Raw genomic sequence first — 23,624 nt, 5'->3', positions numbered from 1 at the left:
ATGGATTATAATGACTTTCAAAAAAAGTTGGATAAAGAAGAACATGGGGATGGTATTACAGTTGGGGCAGTATTTACTGGAGAGTTCTCTCTCTATCTGTTGTTTATATTTGGGGCTTTGATTATTGGTAGGGTTTATGGAAAAACTTTGATGACTTTGTTTGGCTTAGCTGCCTTAGCATTTTCTTTGGCAGTATCTCCATTAATTTTTAAGTTTAAGGAAGAGAATTCAAACGCTATAAACTACCAATTGTTTTGGCTTTCTATATTCTTAGGGGCAATGGCATTCTGCATCTATATGACAACAAGGTGGTAAAATGAACTCTAAAAGAGATTTGGCTGTTGCCATATCTTTCTTTGTATTTGGTGCATCTATATTGTATAGCTTAGCAAACATGCAAGTAAATCCTGGAGTTAATGAGGTTTATCTTACGCATTATATAATTCCAAACTATGTATGTGCTGTTATATTTGACTGGAGGGCTTATGATACCTTAGGGGAGTGTTTGGTTTTAGTTGTTGCTGTTATGGTCTCTTGGATTGTGTTTGGGAAGTCATTGTATGATAACACTTATTTAAAAGAATTATTTCATGCTCCAGAATCTGATGACTATATTACTCTCCAAAGATGGGGAGAACACACACCAATAATCAAATTTTTGGCATTTCCAATGAGTGTTTTAATGGTTGCCTTGGGGATTATAACTATATTAGGAGGGCATATAACACCTGGAGGAGGTTTTCAAGGAGGGGCTTTAATTGCTGCTGCATTTATATTGTCGGTTATAGCCTTTGGTTCTAATAGTCCATTGTGGTTTGAACATAAGTTTTTGGAGAAGTTAGAGGCATTAGGGGCTTTAGGTTATCTGCTATTGGGTGTTGCTGGAATGGTTATTGGGGGTTATTATCTATTCAACTTCACTGAAATTAATGGATTCACTATCTTTCCAGCTCCAAAGGATGTTGTTACTGCTGGAATTATCCCGTATCTAAACATAGTCGTTGGATTAAAGGTTTTAGCTGGGTTATCAACAGCTGCTTTCTTATTGTCTTGTGAAAAAGTTATTATTGAAAAAATTAGCAAATCAGAGGAGGAGTTAAAATAAAATTTGGTGAATTAGGATGATAGAGGCAATATTAAATAACTATCTTTACTATCCATCAATCCTTGCATTTTTATTTGGAGTGTTAATAGGAGCTAAGTATAGGCATAGGATAGGAAATATTGTCGGATATTTGATTTTAACTGTAGTTATTGCTTATTTCTTAAAAGCATTCCCATACTATGATTTGTTACCATTATCTTGCTCTTATTTATCTGCAGTGATTGGAATAATTGTTGGCAATAGATTATTCGGAGGGAAGATGCCTTAATTCTTTTTAAATTTTGTTAATTAGATTTTGAGGGGAGAGAAGATGATTATAACCATATTAGATAAATGTAGAGTAGATGAGAAATGTCAATCTTGCCCTTTCTCACAAACATCTAAGTGTATGGAAGCTTGCCCAACAGATGCAATATTCTTATTAAATAATAAGAGTTTTAGCTGTCTAACTTGTGGAGAATGTGCAAGAAACTGCCCAAACAAGGCAATTAAGAGAAATGAGTTTGGAGGCTACTATGTAGATAGGAGGAGATGTAATGGCTGTGGTATCTGTGCCAATGTCTGCCCAATTGGGATTATAAAAATCGTAGAGAAAGATGGAAAAAAGTTCCCAATGGGAATTTGCTCAATGTGTGGTGTCTGTGTTGAGGTCTGCCCTTATAATGCAAGAGTTAGCTCTTATGAATTGTTAAACACAAAGAGAGAAGGATTGGCAGAGAGATACTTAAAAGTTTTAGAGAATCTTATGAAAGTTAAATTGTTTAGAGTTGAAGAAAAATCAGGCAGGGCTGTTGAAAAAGTAGAAAGAAAATCCATAAAAATTGATAGGGATAACTGCGTTGGATGCTTAAGATGCTCTTACCTCTGCCCAAGAGAAACAATAATTCCAGATTCTATAGATGCATGCACATCCTGTAATTTGTGTGGAGAGATTTGTCCAAAAGATGCCATTAAAGATGGAGAGGTTGATTATAATAAGTGCATTCTTTGTTTAAAATGTATAGAGGTTTGTCCAAATGATGCTTTAAAGGTTAAAAACTTTAAGGTTGTTAAGGTTAAAGAAGATAAAAAGTCCCAACCAACAAGCTATTGCATAAATTGTGGGCTTTGTGCTGAACACTGCCCAAGTGGGGCTTTAAGGTTTGAGGAAGGGCATCTATATTATAGCCCAGATATCTGCTGGAAATGTTTGAAGTGTGTAGAAATCTGCCCTAACGATGTTAGAAGGATTAAAGATGATAGAGTTGTTGGTGGATGCTCATTGTGCGGAATTTGTATAAATAACTGTCCAGAAGAAGCAATATCAATAACTACAGTTAAGTTGGAAAAGATTAGGGATGAAAACTGTATATTATGTGGAACATGTTCAAATGTATGTCCAAGAGATGCTATAATAATAGATAGAAGCAACAAAGAGATTTTATTCACTGATAATTGCATAGCTTGTGAGACGTGTGCTATCCACTGCCCAAGGGATGTGATTCCAAACACCACTGGCTATAAAAAAATCGTTGATAGAGAAAACTCATTTATTAGAACTGATATGGACTTCTGTATAAAGTGTGGTCTCTGCAACAAGGTCTGTCCAAACAACTGCATAGATTATGGAGTTATTGATAAGGAGAGATGTGAATTTTGTGGAGCTTGCTACAATATCTGTCCAACTAAAGCTATATATCTACATAGGAAATGGAAAGTAAAGTGCGGTGATTAAATTGGATGAGTTGAAAAACTTTGCAAAGATATTTTTAACTGGGATATATGAGAACTTAGAGAGAATTATCTTAGGTAGTGAGAGATACACAAGCTTAGAGATGAGGGAGGCAATATTATCTGGCAAAGTTAAGATTCCAAAGACTGTTATTGAAGAATTATGCATTGGATGTGAAGGATGTGCTAATGTTTGCCCAACTAAGGCAATTGAGATGATTCCCATTGAACCAGTTAAAATAACAGAAAACTACGTTAAGGATAAAATACCAAAGATAAATCCAGAGAAATGCATCTACTGTTTATATTGCCATGATTTCTGCCCAGTTTTTTCTGTGTTTAATGAAATATCTCCAATTCATCCAAGAGATGTTGGTGAAGAATATATAGAGGTTGATGTGTCAAAATTGTTGCAGAAAAAGGTTGAAATCTCTGAAGAGCAGATTAATAAGATTAGCTCTTTGCTTTCAATCAATCTAAGAAGGATTATTAAAGAATAAATCCTAAAAATTTTAAATTGTCGGTAGGCATCCATTTCTTAATATAGTTTTGTCATCTACTTTCCATCCTCTTCTAACTGCATTTACATGTTTATGAGCATAATGTACAGGAGCTGGTAGTTTCATTTTATCAGGCATAAGCTGGGAGAAATTAATTTTAGTCAGCAGTATTAGCTGTTTTATATCTTTTTCTTCAATTTTTACTCCCTTATAACTTCCATCGTCAATGCGGTATTTTTCTACAATTTTAATAGGTTGTTTTAAAAATCTTTTATAATAATGAGATGAGACATAATATGCCCTCCCGAATTTAGTATATGCATTTTTACCTTCAGGAACTGCTTTTTTACTTTTAATATCAAAGAATCTTAATTTTGTAGATTTTCTGACATCAATGTATATAATTTCAAAACCATACTTTTTTGATATTAGAGATAATTTTTCTAATTCCTTTTTGAATATTCTTCCATCTTTTAGTAGGAGAATTTTAATTTTTCTTTTGTTATTTAGGTTTAAGTGTGGAACCAATTCACTATAGACTTTTGCAAACAATTTTTCATATCTTGCAATTTCACTTGATGTATGGACATCTTCAAAAGTTACAGTTGTAATAACATGTCCATGACTGTTATAAATTATAGCAGAACCACCAATGCCTTTTATTTTATCATTTTCATCTTTTTCTTTGGTAATATCATACCCAATTATAAAATCATAATCCCCCAACTCCTCACTAAAAGAAAATAAATACATCCCCATTTTGTGAAAGAATTGGGATAAAATGCTATTAATAAATGGTTTTTTAAAATCATCGTCATTTAAACATCTTTTCAAATTAAATGGATACATGAATTGATGAAATGTTGTTTGTTGATAGGAGAAAAGATGAGATTTTAATTCATCAAATTCATTATTTGGAAGTTTTGGAGAGATACAAATTAAAAATGGTTGTTCTTTTTCTTCTGAATTATTTAAAACTGTTTGAGTTATTATTGCACGAGAATTAGCATAATCCTCAAAATCTATTTCTTTTTCTAATTTTATTTCAATTTTTGGAATGTTTTTATCTAATTTATGTAAGATTGACAATTTTCTAAAAATATCCTTTATGAAATTTAACTCTACATCTGAAATATTGGAGTAGAATATATAAATACCAATTTTTTCTTTTTCTTTCAGCATTGGTGGAATTACTAATGGAAGAAATATCTCTCTGTCATTTAATGTTTTATTAAAAATCCAGTCAAATAAATACATTAATTTTAAGTAGTTATATGTTTTAATTCCGTTTTTTGTTCTTAATTTTATATTTATTTTTGGAACTGTGGAAAGTTGTGTCATTACATATCCATCTTTCGTAAGAATATTTGAAAATTCTCCGTCAAAGTCAATAAGATTTCCATATTTACTTAAAATTTGTTTTGCTGTTTCTAATTCATGTAGAAATTTACCTTTATCTAAAATAATCTTTTGAGTTTTTTCATCAATTCCCTTGTACAACAAGGCATTTTTAGTGTGGTATACATCTATTTTCTCTTCTCCAATGAGTATATAGCAATGGATATCTTCCCCTCCTACTTTGATAGGTATGCCTTTTTCTTTATAGTAATTATTTATAATCTCAACATATTTCCGATATTCTCTTTCCTTAGGACTTATAATTTTCTTAATTTTTACTTTTTTTCTTCTTACTCCTTTTCTTGATGTAGTGATAAAGACACTACCCCCTAATAAATCTCTTTTCAATTTATTAATATCGATTTTATTACTTTTTAGCATTTCATAAATAGTTTCTGAACTTATAATTCTATGTTTTGGCATAACTACTAAAAAATAGTTCTCATTTTCGTCAGATTCAACTGTTATAGTAAAATATGTTAGTATTTTTTGTCCAATATCTTCTAAAAGTTCTTCTTCTTTATACTCTATTAATTTTCTTATTGCAGGATGAGCCTTAATTGCTCCTAAGACTATCTTCTCTTTAATTTCATAATTTAATTCATTCCAATTTACTTTCTCTTCATTAATAATCTTAAAATTGATTTCATTTTCATATTTTTTCGTTACATAATCTAATAATGTTTTATTTTTTATATCCTTAATTCCCAAATCTTCCATTCTCTTTTCTAACTCCTCACTTTTTAAATCTTTTATTTTTTTGTTTAATATCCTTTTCCAAATATAAAATGAAAATTCATTTTTTAACGGGTTATAATCTTCAATATAAACTCCTCCAAGAGTCGCAGCAATTGAATGGAGTAATTTCTCAATATCTTCTTTTTTATCCAAATAATTAATTTTACACACAATTCTTACACAATTTTTTGAAACAATATCAATAAAATGTTTGTTTATTAAAAATGAGTTTGTGTAATGCCAGTTTTCTTCCATATTATTCACCACATTTATTTGCAAATCTGTAGTAATTGGATATACGCAATAATAATTTCGAGTATAATAGTTAATAAATATTACGGTTTTACAAATAAAAACAAATAATAATTCTACTGATTTGTCTAAAATAATATTCAAAACATTATAGACTAAAAAAGAGAATTCACAAAAATTTTATAAATCTGCCTCTTTTATAGCATCATATAAGGAATCACAAAGATAAATAATCTCCTCCTCCGTTATTGACAATGGTGGGACTAAGATAACAACATTACCAATTGGTCTCATATAGATACCTTTTTCAAGTAATTTTTCAGCAACCCTATAGCCAGCTTTATAACCGTAAGGATATGGTTCTTTAGTTTCTTTATCTTTTACAAGCTCTATACCAATCATAAAGCCCCTTCCTCTAACATCTCCAACATGCTCAAGTTCCTTTAACTTCCTTAATTCTTCATGTAAAAGCTTTATTTTTGGCTGGATATTTTCTATCACATTTTCTTTCTCAAAAATTTCCAATGTTGCTAATGCAGCAGAGCATAGAAGTTGGTTTCCAGTGTATGTATGCCCATGATATAACTGCTTACTTTCTCCAAACTCTCCTAAGAATTGGTTATATATCTCATCAGTTGTTAGAGTTGCCGCTAATGGCAAATACCCCCCAGTCAATCCCTTCCCAAGGCAGAGGATGTCTGGCTTTTCCAATTTTTTTAGCTCCTCATTATCGCAGAAGAACATCTTCCCAGTTCTACCAAATCCAGTTGCTACCTCATCAAGGATAAAGATTACATCATTCTCCTTACATGCCTTTGCCACTCCCTCAATATACCCATCTGGAAATGGAATCATCCCAGCAGAGCCCATAACTCCTCCTTCAAGGATAACGCAAAATACTTCATCAGTATGTTTTTCAATCAAATTAATCATCTCATCTAAGCATCTCATATCACAGCCTTTCTCATTTCTCTCATCAGTATCTTTAAAGTTGTGGTATTTGCATCTATAGCAGTATGGAGGATTTGCATGATAGCCCTTAAACAACAAGGGCTTAAACACTCCATGAAATAGCTCACTACCTCCAACACTCATTGTTCCAATAGTATCTCCATGGTAGCCCTCTTTAACTGAGATAAACTTAGTTCTCCCTTTATCTCCTCTCAAAACATAATATTGATAAGCAATTTTAATAGCTATCTCAACTGCCTCTGCTCCATCCTCTGAATAAAATACCTTTGTTAAATGCTTTGGAGTTATATCTACCAATTTTTTTGCCAATAATATAGAAGGGACGTTCCCACAACCTAAAAGTGTTGAGTGGCAGATTTTATCAGCCTGATTTTTTATTGCTTCAATAATTTCCTTTCTACTATGTCCAAATAGATTACACCATATAGATGAAACAGCATCTAAATATCTATTCCCATAAATGTCAATTAAATAGTTTCCTTCTCCTCTCTCTATAATCAAGTTTTTTGATTCTCTATACTCTTTCATCTGTGTGTATGGATGCCAAACATACTCCTTATCCCATTTTTCAAGCAAATTTCTATCAATGTTTTCCATAATATTCACCCCAATATTTTTTCAAAATCAATTTCAAAATCATTCCTATTTTTAACAATTCCAATTATCTCAATGTTTCCAACTTTTTCAATTGTCTCAAAGGTTTTTTCATAATACAAAACTTCACTTAAATCAGTTATGCAGTTAATAATAACCCCCCTAACATTAATCCCCTTATTCCTTAAATGTTCAACAGTTAGTAGTGTGTGGTTTATAGTTCCTAAATTAGGTCTTGAAACTACAACTGCATCTAATCCTAAAAACTTAATCAAATCACTCATTAAAAAGTTCTCTTTTATTGGAACACAAACCCCTCCAGCTCCTTCAACAATCAAAAAATCATATTTTTCCTTTAAAATATTATAAGCATTTTTTATTTTCTCTTTTATCTCGTCCAAAGTTAAGGGAGAGTTTTCAACGTCAAACGCAATATTTGGAGATAATGGGAGTTTTAAATTAATGGGATTCATTAAATCTAAGTCATCGTTAGTTTTTAGGATATTTTTTAAAGTTAGAGTGTCTTCTCTCCCCCCTGTCTCAACTGGCTTTAAATATCCAACATTAACGCCCATTTTTTTCAGATTTTCAGCTAAAATTGATGAAACATAGGTTTTCCCTACACCAGTATCTGTTCCAGTTATAAATATCATCCTATCACCCATCAAAATTTTTAATCTGTTATTTAAATAACTTACCAAAATTATAAAAATGATAATCACAATTATCATAATTATAATTATCATTATGGGATGGATATGTTTGTCAATAGGGAAAAGGAGCTAAAGGCATTAAATGAAAAATTGGATAGCAATAACTTTGAATTCATAGTTATTTATGGTAGAAGAAGGATAGGAAAAACAAAATTAGCATTAAAAAGTGTAGAAAATAGGGAACATATCTATTACTTAGCAGTTGAGGGAGATAATTTAAAGCATTTCAAAAGATATGCTTTAAAGGTAGTTCCAACAATTGAATATGCTAAAGAAGATTGGGAGGCATATTTTAACTTTTTAAAGGACAAAATCATTATTATAGACGAGTTTCCAAATTTAATTAAAGAAAATCCAAATATTTTATCTCTGTTTCAAAGAATTATTGATGTTCATTTGAAAGACACAAAGACAAAGCTAATCATCCTTGGTTCATCAATATCAATGATGGGAGAGAAGGTTTTAAGCTACAAATCCCCTCTCTATGGAAGAAAAACTGGAGTTTTGAAGATTAAACCTTTAAAATTTAAGCATTTAAAAGAGTTCTTCCCAAAAGCTACTTGGGAGGAGTTAGTTGAGATTTATGGTTTTGCTGATGGAATCCCATACTATCTTGAAAAGATAAAGCTTCCATTTTGGAGTTATTTAGATGAGGAGATTAAGAGAGTTGATAGCTTTTTGAGATATGAGGTTGATCTTTTGATGAGATATGAGTTTGAAGAGCCTACAACTTACAAAAAGATACTTGAAGCAATTGCCTTTGGAAATCATACACTTGGAGAGATAAAGAATTATTTAGGGCTTAAACATTCAGATTTAACTCCATATTTAAAGAATCTAATTGAGACGGAGTTCATAGAGAGGGAAATCCCTATTACCGAAAGCCCAAAGACAAAGAAAGGGAGGTATTACATTAAAGATAATTTTATTGCATTTTATTTTAGATATATCTTCCCGAATTTGTCTGCAATTGAAGAGGGAATCTTTGAAATTGATGTGATAAAAGCTGATTATAATCAATATTTGGGATTTGTCTTTGAAAATGTTGCTAAAGAATTTTTAATTGAATTGAATAAAATTGGTAAATTGCCATTTAAGTTTTTAAGCATTGGAAGATGGTGGCATAAAGGAGAGGAGATTGATTTAATTGCCTTAAATAAAAATGATAAAAAAGCCTTATTTGTTGAGGTAAAATGGAGAGATTTGAAAGATAAAGATGTTAAAAAGATATTTAAAGATTTAGATAGAAAATCAAAACTCGTTGGATTAGATGATTATGAAAAATACTATGTTATTATTGGGAAGAGAGTTGAGAATAAAGATTTTAAAGGTTGTTTGTTGTTTGATTTGAATGATTTTGATAAGTATCTTTGAAATTGGTAAGAGTTAAAATAATTTAGTAATAATTAGGTGATAATCATGGCAACCTTATTAGAGGAGGGAGTTTGCATAATTAAAGATAAAGAAGTTGCTGAAAGGTTTTTAAAGGATTTAGAGAATCCACCAAAAGAACCAATAATTTCAGAGGAAATTAGATTAAAGTCAAGGAGATTATTGAAAGAGGGAATTGAATGGGCAAAGAAAATGAAGTTGTAATTCCTCTAAAAACATTATTGGAGGAACATAATGAAGAAAAAGTAAAAACTTTATTAGACACTTTTTCTTGCTCTAAAAATTTAATATAATTATGTAATGCAAATAAACTTGTTGGAGGAAGAGTTATTTTAATAGAAACACTAAACAATGAGAAACTAATCAAATTTTATGAAGAGAATGGATTTAAAATCCTTCAAAAAAGAATTGATAAAAAAGTTGATAAAAACACTGGAAAAGAAATCATAACGGAATATGTGCAAATGTATATGATAATTTAAATTATCTATATCTATCATAAATCTCTCTAATCTTCTCACACAACAATTCAAAATCCTCTTTTTTATGTCCAACATTTATACTAACTCTTATTCTCTCTAAGCCCTTAGGAACTGTTGGATACCTAATCCCAACACAAAAAATGTTATTTTTTATTAGATGTTCTGCTATCTCCATAGTTTTTTCTTTAAAAATAAATGGATAGATTGGAGTTAAGTTATCCTCCTTAATTGAACAAAAATTACGAAGTAATTTTTGTAGCTCTCCGCTCACTTCGTTCGCTCCGATAAATCCATATTTTTTAAAAACTTCGTTTGCTATTTTTATGTTTTTTTGAAGTCTTTTAACTATATCAGTCTTTTCAATAATTTCAAATGCCTTAATGCATCCTTCAACAACATGAGGAGGCAGAGCAGTTGAAAAGATAAAACTCCTCGAAGTGTTTATTAAATACTCTATAACCTCCTCAATCCCACATACAAACCCTCCCAATCCACCAATAGCCTTAGATAAAGTTCCAATTTGGATGATATTATCAGAAGGTTTTATATTAAAGTGCTTTAATGTCCCTTTTCCATCTCCCAAAACTCCAGTACCGTGTGCGTCATCAACAATCAAAATTGCATTAAATTCATCCGCTATCTTCTTTAAATCTCTTAAAGGAGCTATATCTCCATCCATACTGAAAACACCATCGGTTATGATAAATAAGTTGTTGTATTTCTTATAACTCTCCTCTATTAAATTAATTAAATGCTCTACATCACAGTGATTGTAGATTAAAACATCTGCTTTACTTAACCTACAACCATCAATAATTGATGCATGATTTAATTTATCACTCAATATTAAATCTCCTTTTTTGCATAAAGAGCTAATAACTCCAACATTTGTTGCATAGCCAGATGAATAAACTAAAGCTCTCTCCGTTTCTTTAAATTCAGCTATTTTCTCCTCCAATCTTTGATGGTTTATATTTCCAGATGTCAATCTTGAGCCAGTTGAGCCAGCTCCATATTTTAACCCTTCTTTAACTGCCTCAATAACTTCTGGATGCTTTGATAGGCATAGGTAATCATTTGAAGAGAAATCTAAAATATTGTTCCCTTTTTCTCTCAAAAATCTATATAAACCATTACTCTTTATGGTTTCAATCTCTTTCCTTAATTTTTCCCTAAACATAAAAATCCCTTTTTATTTTATAATGAATGGCTTGTTTTCTAATTTATCTATTAAATCCTCTATATTTACATCATTTTTAACAAAAAATACTCTTCCTCCACTTTCCCCTTCTTTCTTTAAATTTGTAATCCTGAAATATCCTCTTTTAGTTGCAACGTAGCCAGTTGTGTAGCTTTTGTTATCTGAAGTGCATAACTCTGCTATAACACCCAAATGAATAACCTTAGATGCTATAGCAATGGCATCAACTGTCCTCTCTGTTCCTAATTTTTCTTTTAAAATCTTCTCCTTTAATTCTTTTGTTGTATCTATGTTTTTAACTCTAACACCTCTTTCTTTATCTGGCTCTAACCTCTCTCCTTTTAAATTTAATATTGCAGCTCCCCTCATCCCTCCTTTATCAATAATTTCATAAGCATAATCTATAACCTTATCTGGGATGCCTTCATTTCTCAATATTTCCCTTGCCTTTTCTCTTGCCTCTTCTTTGTTTTTGCAATGAATTGTTTTTATTGGTAAGTGGTCGATATACTCTATATCTTCCTTAATCTCTTCAATCTTTATATTTATAAAATCTGGAGTCCCATTTTCATGAGTTAAAGCCCTTTTAATTAACTCCCTCGCAACATCTTCAATCTCATCTTTATTCACAATCCTCTCTGCTCCAGAGATGTGTTTTCCATTCTTCGATGCCCTCATCTTTATACTATACATAACAATCACCACATAAACAATATCAAAACTAAAACATATAAGTTTTTAAAAGCAATCTTGTTTATTGATATGAAAGGTGAGAGTTTGATAGATATTGAGAGTTTTTTAGAAAAATCTCTAAAGAACAAAATAGATTTTGATGATGCTATCTATCTATATAACAACTTCAACACCATAGATTTGCTGTATTTGGCCTTTAAAATAAAAAATAAAATAAATAACAAAATTAAATTGTGTGCTATAATAAATGCCAAAAGTGGAAAATGTCCAGAGGATTGTATTTTCTGCTCTCAATCTATTCATAACAAATGCAATATTCCAATATATCCATTAAAGTCTAAAAATGAGATTTTAGAATATGCTAAAACATTTGATGGCATAGTTGAGAGATTCAGCATAGTAACGAGCGGTAAAAAAATTAATGATGATGAATTCGTTAAAATTGTCGAAGCTATAGAGCTTATAAAGGAGGAGACAAATTTAAAGGTGTGCTGTTCCTTGGGATTGTTGGATAGAGAAAAATTAAAAGAACTAAAAAAATTAGATGTAAGATTGCACAATAACTTAGAAACATCAAAAAACTACTTTAAAAATATCTGCTCAACCCACAGCTATGATGATAAAGTAAAGGTTATTAAAGAGGCTAAAAAACTTGGCTTAGAGGTTTGCAGTGGAGGAATATTTGGACTTGGAGAGAGTGCAGAGGAGAGAATAAAAATGGCTTTTGAACTTAAAGAGTTGGGAGTTGATAGTGTTCCAATAAACATTCTACATCCAATTGAAGGAACTAAGGCCTATCAAAAAATAAAAAATGGAGAAATTAAGCCAATAAGCATTTCAGATGCTTTAAAATCGATAGCAATTTATAAGATAATTCTACCTTATGCAGAGATTAGATTAGCTGGTGGAAGGATATATAACCTAAGGGACTTTCAATCCTATGCTTTAATGGCCTTAGATGGTTTAATGGTTGGAAACTACTTAACTACAAAGGGGAGAGGCTTAGAGGATGATTTAATGATGATTAGAGATTTTTATAATTTAATGGGGTGATATTTTGAGATTTGATTTTCATACACATACAATTTTTAGTGATGGAGAGTTAATTCCTGCTGAATTAGTTAGAAGGGCAAGAGTTTTAAAGCATAAAGCTATAGCCATAACAGACCATGCTGATTTCAGCAATTATAAAGAGTTGATTGAAAAAACCACTATTGCTAAAGAGGAATTAAAAAAATACTGGGATGACATTATAGTTATTGTTGGTGTTGAGCTAACTCACATCCCACCAAAGTCAATCCCAAAGATGGCTAAAAAGGCTAAAGATTTAGGGGCTGAGATTGTAGTTGTTCATGGAGAGACAGTAGTTGAGCCGGTTGAAGAAAAAACTAATTACTATGCATCAATATCTGAAGATGTTGATATTTTAGCTCATCCCGGCTTTATTGATAAAGAAACTGCTGAAAATTTGAAGGAGAATGATATATTCGTTGAAATAACCTCGAGAAGGGGGCATAATATAACAAACGGCCATGTTGCCAATATTGCGAGAGAGTTTGGATTAAAAACTTTGATAAATACAGATACTCACGCTCCAGAGGATTTAATTGATGTTGAGTTTGCAAAAAAAGTTGGTTTAGGGGCTGGATTGACAACAAAAGAGTTGGAAAAAACATTGTTAGATTATCCAAAAGAGTTATTGAAGAGGATATAAAATATTATTATGAAAAATTCAAAATAGAATATAAAAAACATGATTTGGTGAAAGAATGAAAATATCTGATGTAGTTGTTGAACTGTTTAGAGAGGCAGTTATCTACTTACCAAAAGATGTAAAAAATGCATTAGAAGAAGGTTATAAAAAAGAAAGTAGTGAGATATCAAAAAATACTTTAAAGGCAATCATAGAAAACAATGAAATAGCTGAAGAGAAACACGTCCCTTTATGTCAAGATACTGGAGTTCCGATAATATTTTTAAAAATTGGAAAGAATATAAATTCCTCTGAAATAATGAAAATCATTGAGGAAATAAAAGAAGGTGTAAAAAGAGCAACAGAAGAGATTCCTTTAAGGCCCAATGTAGTTCATCCTTTAACAAGGGAGAATTTTAAAACAAATGTTGGTTTAGGTGCCCCATTTATCAATATAGAGTTTGATGAAAGCTTAGATAGGGAGATTGAAATAATTGCTTTCCCAAAAGGGGCGGGTAGCGAGAACATGAGTGCTTTAAAAATGTTAAAGCCATCTGATGGAATAGAGGGAATAAAAAATTTTGTTTTAGAAACTGTAGCAAATGCTGGAGGAAAACCATGCCCACCAATAGTTGTTGGAATAGGCATTGGTGGAACTGCTGATGTAGCATTAAAATTAGCTAAAAAAGCACTGCTAAGAAAAATAGGAGAGAGACACAAAGATAAAGAAATAGCTAATCTTGAAAAAGAGTTGTTAGAGAAGATAAATAGTTTAGGAATTGGGGCAATGGGTTTAGGTGGAGATATAACTGCCTTAGACGTTTTTATTGAAGTTGCTGGCTGTCACACAGCTTCTCTACCAGTGGGAATTTGTATTCAATGCTGGGCAGATAGAAGAGCAAGTAAAAGAATAAAATTGGAATAATAAATTACATATTCTTTTTAATATCAACTACCAAAAATCCACCAATTGATAAATTTTCTGGCTTATACACAATGAAATATTGTCCTGGAACTTCGTTTTCTGGTATTTTAAATATCCCAAGGTATTTATTCTTTTCAGTTTTTATTATTTCTATTCTATATTTCTTATTTGTTGGAGATAGTATATACACATCCTTGCTAACATCCACTTCAGAGTATATCTCCATCTTTACAGTGTCTCCCAATAAATAAATTACATCAAATACATAAACTCTTGGAGGTTCTGGTAATTTTATAGTTTCTGGTTTCTCATGTTTTTCATGAGTACCCTTTAATTTGTAGAGAATGAATGCAATGATAGAGAGTATTTTTGAACGTGTAGGTTCGTATATTAAAGAAACTATCGCAATTATAATTAATCCAATTAATATTAAATATAATAAACCTTTAAGTGTGAATATGAACTCTTTAAGAGCGGTGATTCCAGTAATATTGCAGAATAATTCCCACTCTTCTTTAGATATGTTATATTTTTTAGGAGATGTGTTTTCTGTTACAATATTTGGTGGAGGAGTTATAGTATTCTTAGTTCTATTTGTTTTATTCTTTTGAATTTGTGTTGTACTATTTTCACTTTTACTTGCATTTGTGATATTAAGAGTTTTGATTATGTTTTTAATTATAGTCTCATTATTTGCAGAATTATTACTTATGTTAATAAACGCATATTTTCTAAAATAAAATGTCTTTTTAAACTTTTTTATTGTTGAAATATTATTTAACACTTCAATACTTACTGTTATGTTATCCCTATTTTTTCCAACATAAAATGGAACTGTTTCTTCTTTAAATGGATATATTGTTATGTTTTTTGAAAATTTCCCCACTGTGGCGGTAACCTTTATTGGAACGGGATAGTTATGAGATAGAATTAATTTTGCCCACGGATAAGAAACGTTATATTTTAAGTTAAATTTTACAGGGTACGTAACTAAAATTGGCTCATAATACAGTGGGATAACTACTTCACCCGTCTTTGCGTATATTATTAGATAACCTTCTAATGAATCATTAAATAAAACGCTAATATTGACCTTTTTGTAAGTTCCATAAATGTTAATTTTCTTTTTTTTACTACAGTTTATTAATTTTCCATTTTTATCCATTGCAACAGCCCATATCTCAATACCCTTCAAATTTGGAACAGCACTCTTTAAATATACTGTAACATTGACAGGATATCCTACAATAGGTTCATTACTAACAAAACCCTGTGTTCTATTCCTTATTTTTATATAGACTGAATAATTATTTAAATATACATCATAACAAGAGACTATTGGCCTTACTTTAATAATTCTCGTTACAACACACTCTCTAACTCCTCCCTCTGTATCTACATGAATATATATTGGACCATTATACTCTTTTAAAAATATGGTTTTTATATTTACAGGAATCTCCTTCATTGTTCCAATTTTTAAATATTTTTCATCAAAAAATGCTGAATTTTTTATTTCTTTGGGGACTGTTATATATACCCTTGCATAAACTGTTTTTCCAACAAGTTTTTTAAGAACAAATGAAATATTTTGATAGTATCCAGCAAATATTTCATCATTTAAATTATCTTGAACACAGACTGGAGGAGTAGGTATCAAAGACAGTTCTGGAGTTTCATTCTTTTTTATTATGTAATATTTTTCGTAAGGTGGAGTAATAGCAGTGATTATAAATTTCAGTCTAATTTTTCCATTATGAGATAACTCTTTTGCATTAATCTTTAACCCTCTAAATTTAACTATGTTATAACTTCTATTAAGTTTTACTTCCATAGAATATGTTTTGTTATAGATGTCTGTTATTGAGATATTCGCATATATACGTTTACTTAAATTGTTAGTTATATTAACATAGACATCATAATAGATATTTTCATCAACAAAATAGTAATGCTTAGGATAGTTTTTTACTTCTAATCCATTGATTGTTATAGGTTTTTTAAATGTTTTATAAAAATAGCTTTTGAATCCACCTGTATTATACAAAACAAATACTACAAAATTTTTATTATAAGGGTTTAGTTTTGACGTGTCTAATTTAATTGGAATAACGTATCCTTCTCCAAGACCTCTTCCAAGAAAATATTTTGATATCGTAACATTATCAAAAATCTTGTAATAATTTCCTTCTTTTTCACATAAGAATATTCGCAACGTTCCATACACATCGTAATCAACTGTATTATTTACTTTAATATCAAACCAGTTTGAGTAACAATAATCTTCATAACCATTTTCACATTCAATATCATAAACATCTAAGGGATTTTGAATGTTTATTTTATAAATTTTTACATCCGTATTATTTGTAAGGCTTACAAGCTCTGGAGATGTATTTTCTATAGTTTTTTCTATGTGATTATTGTTTTCATCAGTAGCTTTAACTATAATTTTGTATTCTCCTGAATACTCAAAATTTACTTTAAGAGGAACAACCACTTTAGATTTTGGTGGAACATAAACATGTGGTGACCATGAAATTAATGCTGAGTTATTTTGATAATTGATTTCCACTATTTTATCATTTTGAACAGCATACTCTTTTCCAATAACACTACCACTGACATATACATTTACATAATGTGGAATTATGTCATTATTCCTTACAGTAACATACATTATGTCATAGAATGGAAGCTCATTATATGTAGGAGATATTCCAAAAGATATGCCTTCTATTTCAATTATAGGAGTTGGAATTTCTTCAGGATATACTGGGACTTTACTATTATATGCCCAAGTTATGTTAATTTTTTTAGAAAAAACATATACGTTTCCTTTGGAATCTTTAATTAATATTTGTATAATATGCATCCCTTTTTCTTTAAATATTACTTTTTTACTTATAAAATAGATACTTTCTTTTGGAATAGTGTAATTATATAAGCAGATTTGTGTATCTATTTTGTTATTTATATACCCAATTATTGATATATTTGCATTTATATTGTTATCTGGATTACTTACAGTTATCACCAAATATTGAGAACTGTCGTAGTAATCGACATCCTTTATTTCCAACCCGTTTACTGTAAATATTGCTAAGCATAATGCAAATAATAAAATTATGAATTTAAGTTTCATATTTTAACACCCAATCTACGAAAAGGTATATATCATAATAAAAGTATAAATATTATTATTAATATCGATAGAAATGTCATTACATAATTCATAAATTATGGTGAAACGTTTTTATGGATGATGTCAAAAGTTGTTCTATAAAATATAGATAAGGATAATCTTAAATATCATAAAGTTTATTTTATCACAAATATTGCCTGTAATAGATATACACAACTACCTACATAAACTTAATGGTGGTTATATGAACAACTCTGGAATGTCTCTAATAATAACTATGTTGTTATTAATAGGAACAGCGATAGTTATCGGCACTGCGTATTATCTATGGAGCAACAACGTATTTAATGATGCAACCGAAAAAATAACCCCTACAATAACATCATCCATAGGAGAGGTTATAAAGCCTATAGAAATTTCCACGATTGATACCTACTATTTTACAAACCTTGACTTAAATGGAGATAATCAGATAACAAATAATCCGGAAGAAAGGTTTATAGAAACGATAAGATTAGAGTTCATTAATAATATTAAAGACGATTTAATTGTGAATACAAGAATATATTGCCTAACTCCAAATGTTTCATGGGCATCAGTAAATATAGATGAGAACAATAACAGCCTGTTATTGGATAGGGATGGAAATCCTTACAATTATAGTGGATATTATGTTTATTTTAATGGAACAACATATTACTCTTCAATGAAATTTTATGATGAAAATGGAAAGTTATATTATGCTGCTGCATCTAACGGAAATGCACTAAACACCTCAAATTTACTCGATTTAATTGATTTAAACTGCCCAACAAAGAGTTTTTTACTGAAAGGAGATTCTAAGAAAAGTATAAGCTACTACATCCTAATAAATAATACAAAAGTTCCAAATACAATAATATTTAAGATTGTTGCTTCAACGAAGTATGGAGATGTTGAGAAAAAAATAACATTTGAAATTAGCTAATAGGAGGGAAGACTATGAAAAAGATAATTGGTTTATTAATTTTATGTGTTTTTGGATTATCTTTTATTTATGCCGAGAATATTTCAGATATCTCAAATACAACCTATAAGAACACTTCAAGTGTAAGTGTCCCTTATGAAAGTATAAACTACAACGAAATACTGTATATTACAGTAAAAAACAATACTGCCTATGTTAAAGACATAATAAATGGAACAAACAACCCTTATTATGTAAAATCTGCTGGAATCATTTTGTATGAGAAAATATATGGATACAACTACTCTAATCTGTTATACAGCAATTCCTCAAATTCTGTTGTATTTTACTACAACTTTACTCTTGAAAAAGTCAATAATACAATAAACATAACAATTCCACAACTTGAAGATTATATAGGCTCCCTTGGAGGACCAATCAGAATGAGAATCCCGCCATCTGATGTAAAAATAGCTATAATGGCAGAAGATAAGTTGGCTGAGACAAATGGAAAATATATCTTGGAGTATAATAAAACAGATAAAAAAGTCATAAGTTTGATTTATTTGGATGATATTTCTTCAATTTGTAATATTTACTATACAAAATTCTTTAATGCATCTAAGTTTTGTGGATACTCTATTATGAACGTCACATCAATTAATGAAAATGAAACCTCCTACATTATCAAAAATCCAAAAGGGACATTTACATTTAAAAAAAGATATAATGTTTTTATCTCAAATAAAACTGCCTACTTAGAAGAACCATATTTGTATGTAAAACTTTATGATTCAACACTTAACGATGTAATAGTATTGGGAGAAGAAAACTCTGAAAACTCCACAAAGCCTATAACTGGATATTTGCTGTGTTTTATTGGAATTATCATTGGCTTTGGAATGATAGGATTAGCTATCTATTTAAGTAGAAGGGGAAGAAGATGAACACCTACATATCCACTATTTTAGTTATAACAACTCTTTTTGCATTCTCCATTATTGCGTATGAATGGGGAAATAATATAATAGACACAACTTTAAGTCATGTTTCAAAAGAAAAAGAGGAAAAGAACATTGAAATTATAAAAAACTTAATAAATGACGTGATATGTAGTGGAGTAAATTCAGAAAGAACATTTGATGAAACTAAGATTATTTTAAAAGAACAGAGTGTTAAAATCTCCAATGGAACAGATTATGTATCATTTAAGGTAACTACTATTGAAGGAATTGATTATGATGTTTATCTTGAAAGAGGGACATTATATATCTTTATTTATAACATTTCAGCCCCATATTCAGATGTTTATTATATAAAATATATAAATTCATCGATTTATGATTTTGGAGGAAATGTAACAATAAACTACTCCAACAACATAAGATACTACTACGTTAATCGCTCAAAAGTTTATGTCTATGATATATTAATGGGATAAATATGCATATTGTTGTAAAAGCTATCCTTCTCATGGGAGTTTCAGTTTTAGTTATTCTATTTGCCTCTACAATTTATTATGAGCTAGCTGAAGTTGGGGAGTATAGGTATATCAATAAAGTAGATAGGGAAATATCCTCAGAAGTCATGAATGCAGTAGTTTTGGCAAATGAGGGAAATATAACGCTATACAAAAAAATAAAGCTAAATTGTAAGGTTGTATTTGAAAATAATTCATTTACCATAATTTTCCAAAATAAAACCTATGTTCATAAGTTTAGCAACAACATCCAATTTGCAAAAAATAAGCTTTCTGAAATTTCCAAAATCTCATGTGAAAAAGTTAATAACACCTACATGATTTATGTAAAGTGATAATTATGGAAATAAAAGCTCTAAAAAAATTAGTTAGTAAGGGTTCAGAGAAAAACATAAAGATTGATTTTAATATCAATAATATCAAAAGAATTTTTAAGTTGGAAAAAGATGCAAAAAAAGATGAAAAGGGAGATGAGAATTATATAAACCTACTAAAAGAAGTTTATGAAGAAATTAAAAACCTTGAAATCTATGAAAAAATGACAATTGGTATGGCTGATGTTGTAATTGGTTATGATAGGGTGGAAAAATTAAAAAAATATATTGTTATTGAACCAATTTTAACCAAAGAAGAAATAGAATTATTTCTAAAATTAAGAAAAGTCGTGCAAGTATTATTAGACATCCCAGTTGAAGAGATAGAAAAAGAAAAGTTAGAAGAGTATTTAAAAGAAAGGATTAATGAAATCTTCGATGATTTAAAATTAACATTGGATGAGGTAACAAGACATAAGCTAATTTACTATTTAGTTAAATATCTCATTGGATATGGGAAGATAGATGTTCTTATGAAAGACAAAAACTTAGAAGATATTAGTTGTACTGGAGTTGGAAAACCAGTATATGTATTTCACAGAAAATATGAGCATTTAAAGACGAATATAAAATTTGAAACTGATGAAGAGTTGGATTCATTTTGTATATCCTTGGCTCAAAGATGTGGAAAATCTTTAACTTTAGCTAATCCAATAGTTGATGGTTCTCTTCCTGATGGTAGCAGATTAAATGTAACTCTTGGAAAGGACATATCAAGATACGGTTCGACATTTACAATAAGGAAATTTACCCACACTCCTATACTACCAACAGATTTAATAAGATATGGCAGTATTTCTCCAGAGATGCTTGCATATCTTTGGTTACTTATTGAATATAAAAATTCAGTTATGGTTGCTGGAGAAGTTGCTACTGGAAAAACTACATTGTTGAATGCTTTCTCCCTTTTTATCCCTCCACAGATGAAAATTGTTTCCATTGAAGATACTCCAGAAATTAGGTTATATCATGAAAACTGGATTGCTGGAACTACAAGAGGAGGTTTTGGTGGGAAAGAGTATGAAATAACAATGATGGATTTGCTAAAAGCAGCGTTAAGGCAGAGACCCGATTATTTAATTGTTGGAGAGGTTAGGGGGGAAGAGGCAAAAATATTATTTCAAGCAATAACCACAGGACATTTAGCGTTATCAACGATACATGCTAAATCTCCAGAGGCGGTTATAAGAAGGTTGAACGCAGAGCCGATGAATATCCCAAAGATTATGCTTGAACAACTAAATGCCATATGTATGCAAGTTAGACTAATTTATAAAGGAAAATTTGTTAGAAGAACTAAAAGTATAACAGAAATTGTTGAATACGACCCAAAAATTGATGATATTATATTACATGACGTTTTTTGGTGGAATCCTGAAGAAGATACATTTGAATTTTCTGGAAAAAGTTATCTATTAAGAAGAATAGCTGAATTCATTGGAATTTCAGAAAAAGAAATTATTAATGAGCTTTATAATAGGGCAGAGTTTTTGAGGAATTTATGTGAAACAAGACCAAATTTTGAAGAATTTGTTAAAAAGATATGTGAGTATAAAAAATATCACAAAGGTGATTAAATTTGGGTTTTTTTGCCAATTTAAAACTAAAATACTATAAATTGGCTATAAAAATTTTTAAGATAGAGGATGAAAAATTTGATGAAATCTTGTTAAAGGCGGGAATAAATGCAGTATCATCTACATATTTGCCTGTGGTGTTTTTAACTTCTATTATTGTAGGTTTTATAATGTTTATCCTTTTTCTAATATTGTTCAATATATTTTACGCAATATTTGCACTTCTTGGTGGAGTTTTTGTTACCATTTTTCTTGGAGTTCTATATCCATATATCTTAGCTGAAGAAAAAGCCAAGAGTATAGATGAAAATCTACCATATGCATTTGCCTTTATTTCTGCCTTATCTTCAGCAAATATTCCTGTAGTTGAAATATTTAGTTCTCTGTCAAAAGAAGATATCTACGGAGGAATGAGCAAAGAGGCAAAAGAAATAGTTAAAGATACGAAAGTATTTAATTACGATATTATAACAACGTTTTTAAGAAGGGCAAGGATAACACCAAGCAAAAAATTGTCAGCAGTTTATTATAACATAGTAGCCTCATTAATAGTTGGAGCAGAGATGAAAACCATTTTTTATGAAATATACGAGAGATTGATGGAAGAGAGAAAGTTAGAGTTGTTGGAAGCTATTGAAAAAGTTGAAATACTATCTGAGTTTTATGTGATAGCGTGTGGTATGATTCCTCTATTTGTAGTTATGACAGTTCCTGTAGCTTCATCGATTAGTGCAATCTTGCAAACAATGTCGTTTTTTGGAGACCCAAGGTTACTTCCACTAACGTTTTATCTGTGGGTACCAATAGCATCAATAATATATATGGGATTGGTTTATGGGATACTACCAAAAGATTTTAAGTTAAACATATCTTTGTTGGATGTCTTGAAAGAATTTGATGAACCAGAAATAGAAGGCATAAAAATGAAATTTAAATGGAAGCCAATTCATTTTATTACCTTATTTTTTTGGATGCTATCTATGATTTTCTTTCTCCTATTTTTTATTGGTAAGTCAATCTTTACACTCCATAGAACTGACTTCTTAATGTTTGGAATTTTGTTTCTTATTCTCCCATTTATTTTAACAAGTTATTGGCGTTTTATCATTGAAAATCAAAAGGAAAGATACTACCCCATATTTTTAAATGATTTAACCATGGCTGTGAGAAGTGGAATGGATATAATTAGGGCGATGCAGGTTTGTGCAAGAACAAATTACGGTCCTTTAACAAAAATTATTAAAAAAATGGCTATTCAGATGTCTTGGGGAAGACCTGTAAATGAGGTATTTGCTGATTTAGAAAGAACAGAGAGGTCTCTCATTGCCAAAAGAATTGCATCTATATTAAAAGAGTGTGCTGTTTCAGGTGGAGATATAAAGGATATCTTAACTTCAGTAACAGTTCATGCATATAGATTGAGTGAAATGAAGAGGGAAATAAGTGCAAGGCAGTTTATATATGTGGTTGTTATCTATCTCTCATTTTTCCTATACCTTGGAACGTCCTATATTATGATTCATTCTCTTCTACCAACTTTACTAAAAAATGTTCAAGGTTTAGGTATTGAGTTTTATAAGAACTATTTGTTTCAGGGGATTTTGATATATTCCATATTCTCTGGAGCATCTTTGGGGATATTAACTGAAAGGTCAGTTATTGCTGGAATAAAGCATATATTGGTAATGTTAATTGTTGGATATTTGCTGTTCAAGCTCTATATTGGGGGATAAA

The 23,624-nt window shown here is 30.1% G+C and carries 22 protein-coding genes; 16 read left to right on the top strand and 6 right to left on the bottom strand.

The window, feature by feature from the left end:
* From MFS40622_RS01835 to MFS40622_RS01815, 5 genes are read left to right on the top strand one after another with little or no spacing between them, the layout of a single operon-like run.
* Nucleotides 1-315 (top strand): hypothetical protein, encoded by a 315-nt coding sequence (locus MFS40622_RS01835; RefSeq protein WP_012979975.1) that lies wholly within the window; start codon nt 1-3, stop codon nt 313-315.
* A gap of 1 nt (nt 316) precedes the next feature.
* Complete coding sequence (locus MFS40622_RS01830) at nt 317-1,105, top strand: Na(+)/H(+) antiporter subunit B (RefSeq protein WP_012979974.1); 789 nt, start codon at nt 317-319, stop codon at nt 1,103-1,105.
* A gap of 16 nt (nt 1,106-1,121) precedes the next feature.
* Nucleotides 1,122-1,373, top strand: a complete 252-nt coding sequence (locus tag MFS40622_RS01825; RefSeq protein ID WP_012979973.1) for a hypothetical protein — start codon at nt 1,122-1,124, stop codon at nt 1,371-1,373.
* A gap of 42 nt (nt 1,374-1,415) precedes the next feature.
* Nucleotides 1,416-2,819 carry a 4Fe-4S binding protein gene (locus MFS40622_RS01820; RefSeq protein ID WP_012979972.1) on the top strand — a complete coding sequence of 468 codons (1,404 nt, stop codon included), beginning with the start codon at nt 1,416-1,418 and terminating at the stop codon, nt 2,817-2,819.
* Nucleotides 2,812-3,315 (top strand): 4Fe-4S binding protein, encoded by a 504-nt coding sequence (locus MFS40622_RS01815; protein ID WP_012979971.1) that lies wholly within the window; start codon nt 2,812-2,814, stop codon nt 3,313-3,315. Before MFS40622_RS01820 ends, MFS40622_RS01815 begins: the two co-directional genes overlap by 8 nt.
* A 12-nt stretch (nt 3,316-3,327) precedes the next feature.
* Here MFS40622_RS01815 and MFS40622_RS01810 read toward each other — a convergent pair whose 3' ends face one another.
* The 3 genes from MFS40622_RS01810 to bioD all read right to left on the bottom strand — a co-directional run bounded on the left by MFS40622_RS01810 (nt 3,328) and on the right by bioD (nt 7,922).
* The gene (locus MFS40622_RS01810) at nt 3,328-5,706 is read right to left on the bottom strand and encodes a Piwi domain-containing protein (protein WP_156769975.1); all 2,379 of its coding nucleotides are present in this window, start codon (nt 5,704-5,706) and stop codon (nt 3,328-3,330) included.
* Nucleotides 5,707-5,883: 177 nt separating this feature from the next.
* Nucleotides 5,884-7,272, bottom strand: coding sequence for an adenosylmethionine--8-amino-7-oxononanoate transaminase (gene bioA / locus MFS40622_RS01805; protein WP_012979969.1), 1,389 nt, complete (start codon nt 7,270-7,272; stop codon nt 5,884-5,886).
* A gap of 5 nt (nt 7,273-7,277) precedes the next feature.
* Nucleotides 7,278-7,922 carry a dethiobiotin synthase gene (bioD, locus tag MFS40622_RS01800; RefSeq protein ID WP_012979968.1) on the bottom strand — a complete coding sequence of 215 codons (645 nt, stop codon included), beginning with the start codon at nt 7,920-7,922 and terminating at the stop codon, nt 7,278-7,280.
* Between the two features lie 105 nt (nt 7,923-8,027).
* On the opposite strand from bioD, the gene MFS40622_RS01795 reads away from it, so the two are divergent.
* Complete coding sequence (locus MFS40622_RS01795) at nt 8,028-9,356, top strand: ATP-binding protein (protein WP_012979967.1); 1,329 nt, start codon at nt 8,028-8,030, stop codon at nt 9,354-9,356.
* 45 nt (nt 9,357-9,401) lie between these two features.
* Nucleotides 9,402-9,578: a hypothetical protein gene (locus MFS40622_RS09560; protein WP_012979966.1), complete on the top strand. Its 177-nt coding sequence runs from the start codon at nt 9,402-9,404 to the stop codon at nt 9,576-9,578.
* 279 nt (nt 9,579-9,857) lie between these two features.
* Here MFS40622_RS09560 and bioF read toward each other — a convergent pair whose 3' ends face one another.
* Together bioF and MFS40622_RS01785 are read right to left on the bottom strand one after the other, a co-directional pair.
* The gene (bioF, locus tag MFS40622_RS01790; RefSeq protein ID WP_012979964.1) at nt 9,858-11,036 is read right to left on the bottom strand and encodes an 8-amino-7-oxononanoate synthase; all 1,179 of its coding nucleotides are present in this window, start codon (nt 11,034-11,036) and stop codon (nt 9,858-9,860) included.
* A 12-nt stretch (nt 11,037-11,048) separates the two neighbouring features.
* Nucleotides 11,049-11,750: a 6-carboxyhexanoate--CoA ligase gene (locus MFS40622_RS01785; protein ID WP_012979963.1), complete on the bottom strand. Its 702-nt coding sequence runs from the start codon at nt 11,748-11,750 to the stop codon at nt 11,049-11,051.
* Between the two features lie 69 nt (nt 11,751-11,819).
* On the opposite strand from MFS40622_RS01785, the gene bioB reads away from it, so the two are divergent.
* Genes bioB through MFS40622_RS01770 form a run of 3 tightly spaced genes read left to right on the top strand, consistent with a single transcriptional unit; the run spans nt 11,820 to nt 14,368 of the window.
* Entirely contained in the window at nt 11,820-12,803 is a 984-nt protein-coding gene (gene bioB, locus MFS40622_RS01780) for a biotin synthase BioB (RefSeq protein ID WP_012979962.1), read from the top strand.
* A 4-nt stretch (nt 12,804-12,807) separates the two neighbouring features.
* Nucleotides 12,808-13,464, top strand: coding sequence for a histidinol phosphate phosphatase domain-containing protein (locus tag MFS40622_RS01775; protein WP_012979961.1), 657 nt, complete (start codon nt 12,808-12,810; stop codon nt 13,462-13,464).
* A gap of 55 nt (nt 13,465-13,519) precedes the next feature.
* Entirely contained in the window at nt 13,520-14,368 is an 849-nt protein-coding gene (locus MFS40622_RS01770) for a fumarate hydratase (RefSeq protein WP_012979960.1), read from the top strand.
* A gap of 4 nt (nt 14,369-14,372) precedes the next feature.
* Here the strand turns inward: MFS40622_RS01770 and MFS40622_RS01765 are convergent, their stop codons facing one another.
* Complete coding sequence (locus tag MFS40622_RS01765; protein WP_012979959.1) at nt 14,373-17,513, bottom strand: hypothetical protein; 3,141 nt, start codon at nt 17,511-17,513, stop codon at nt 14,373-14,375.
* A 244-nt stretch (nt 17,514-17,757) separates the two neighbouring features.
* Between MFS40622_RS01765 and MFS40622_RS01760 the strand changes: the two genes are divergently transcribed.
* The 6 genes from MFS40622_RS01760 to MFS40622_RS01735 are packed head-to-tail and all read left to right on the top strand — an operon-like array spanning nt 17,758 to nt 23,623.
* Complete coding sequence (locus tag MFS40622_RS01760) at nt 17,758-18,480, top strand: hypothetical protein (protein ID WP_012979958.1); 723 nt, start codon at nt 17,758-17,760, stop codon at nt 18,478-18,480.
* A 14-nt stretch (nt 18,481-18,494) separates the two neighbouring features.
* Nucleotides 18,495-19,406 (top strand): hypothetical protein, encoded by a 912-nt coding sequence (locus MFS40622_RS01755; RefSeq protein ID WP_012979957.1) that lies wholly within the window; start codon nt 18,495-18,497, stop codon nt 19,404-19,406.
* A complete protein-coding gene (locus MFS40622_RS01750) occupies nt 19,403-19,900 on the top strand; it encodes a hypothetical protein (protein ID WP_012979956.1) in 498 nt (165 codons plus the stop codon). Before MFS40622_RS01755 ends, MFS40622_RS01750 begins: the two co-directional genes overlap by 4 nt.
* Before the next feature lie 2 nt (nt 19,901-19,902).
* On the top strand, nt 19,903-20,274 hold the full coding sequence (locus MFS40622_RS01745) for a hypothetical protein (protein WP_012979955.1): 372 nt from the start codon (nt 19,903-19,905) through the stop codon (nt 20,272-20,274).
* Between the two features lie 5 nt (nt 20,275-20,279).
* The gene (locus MFS40622_RS01740) at nt 20,280-21,890 is read left to right on the top strand and encodes a type II/IV secretion system ATPase subunit (RefSeq protein WP_012979954.1); all 1,611 of its coding nucleotides are present in this window, start codon (nt 20,280-20,282) and stop codon (nt 21,888-21,890) included.
* Between the two features lie 2 nt (nt 21,891-21,892).
* On the top strand, nt 21,893-23,623 hold the full coding sequence (locus tag MFS40622_RS01735) for a type II secretion system F family protein (RefSeq protein ID WP_012979953.1): 1,731 nt from the start codon (nt 21,893-21,895) through the stop codon (nt 23,621-23,623).
* Nucleotide 23,624: the final 1 nt, after the last annotated feature.

Origin of the sequence: Methanocaldococcus sp. FS406-22, from assembly GCF_000025525.1 — an archaeon.
In the GTDB taxonomy this organism is placed as follows: Archaea; AGJL01; Methanococci; order Methanococcales; family Methanocaldococcaceae; genus Methanocaldococcus.
Note: the sequence above shows the minus strand (reverse complement) of the source record. Positions and strands in the feature narration are given on the sequence as shown.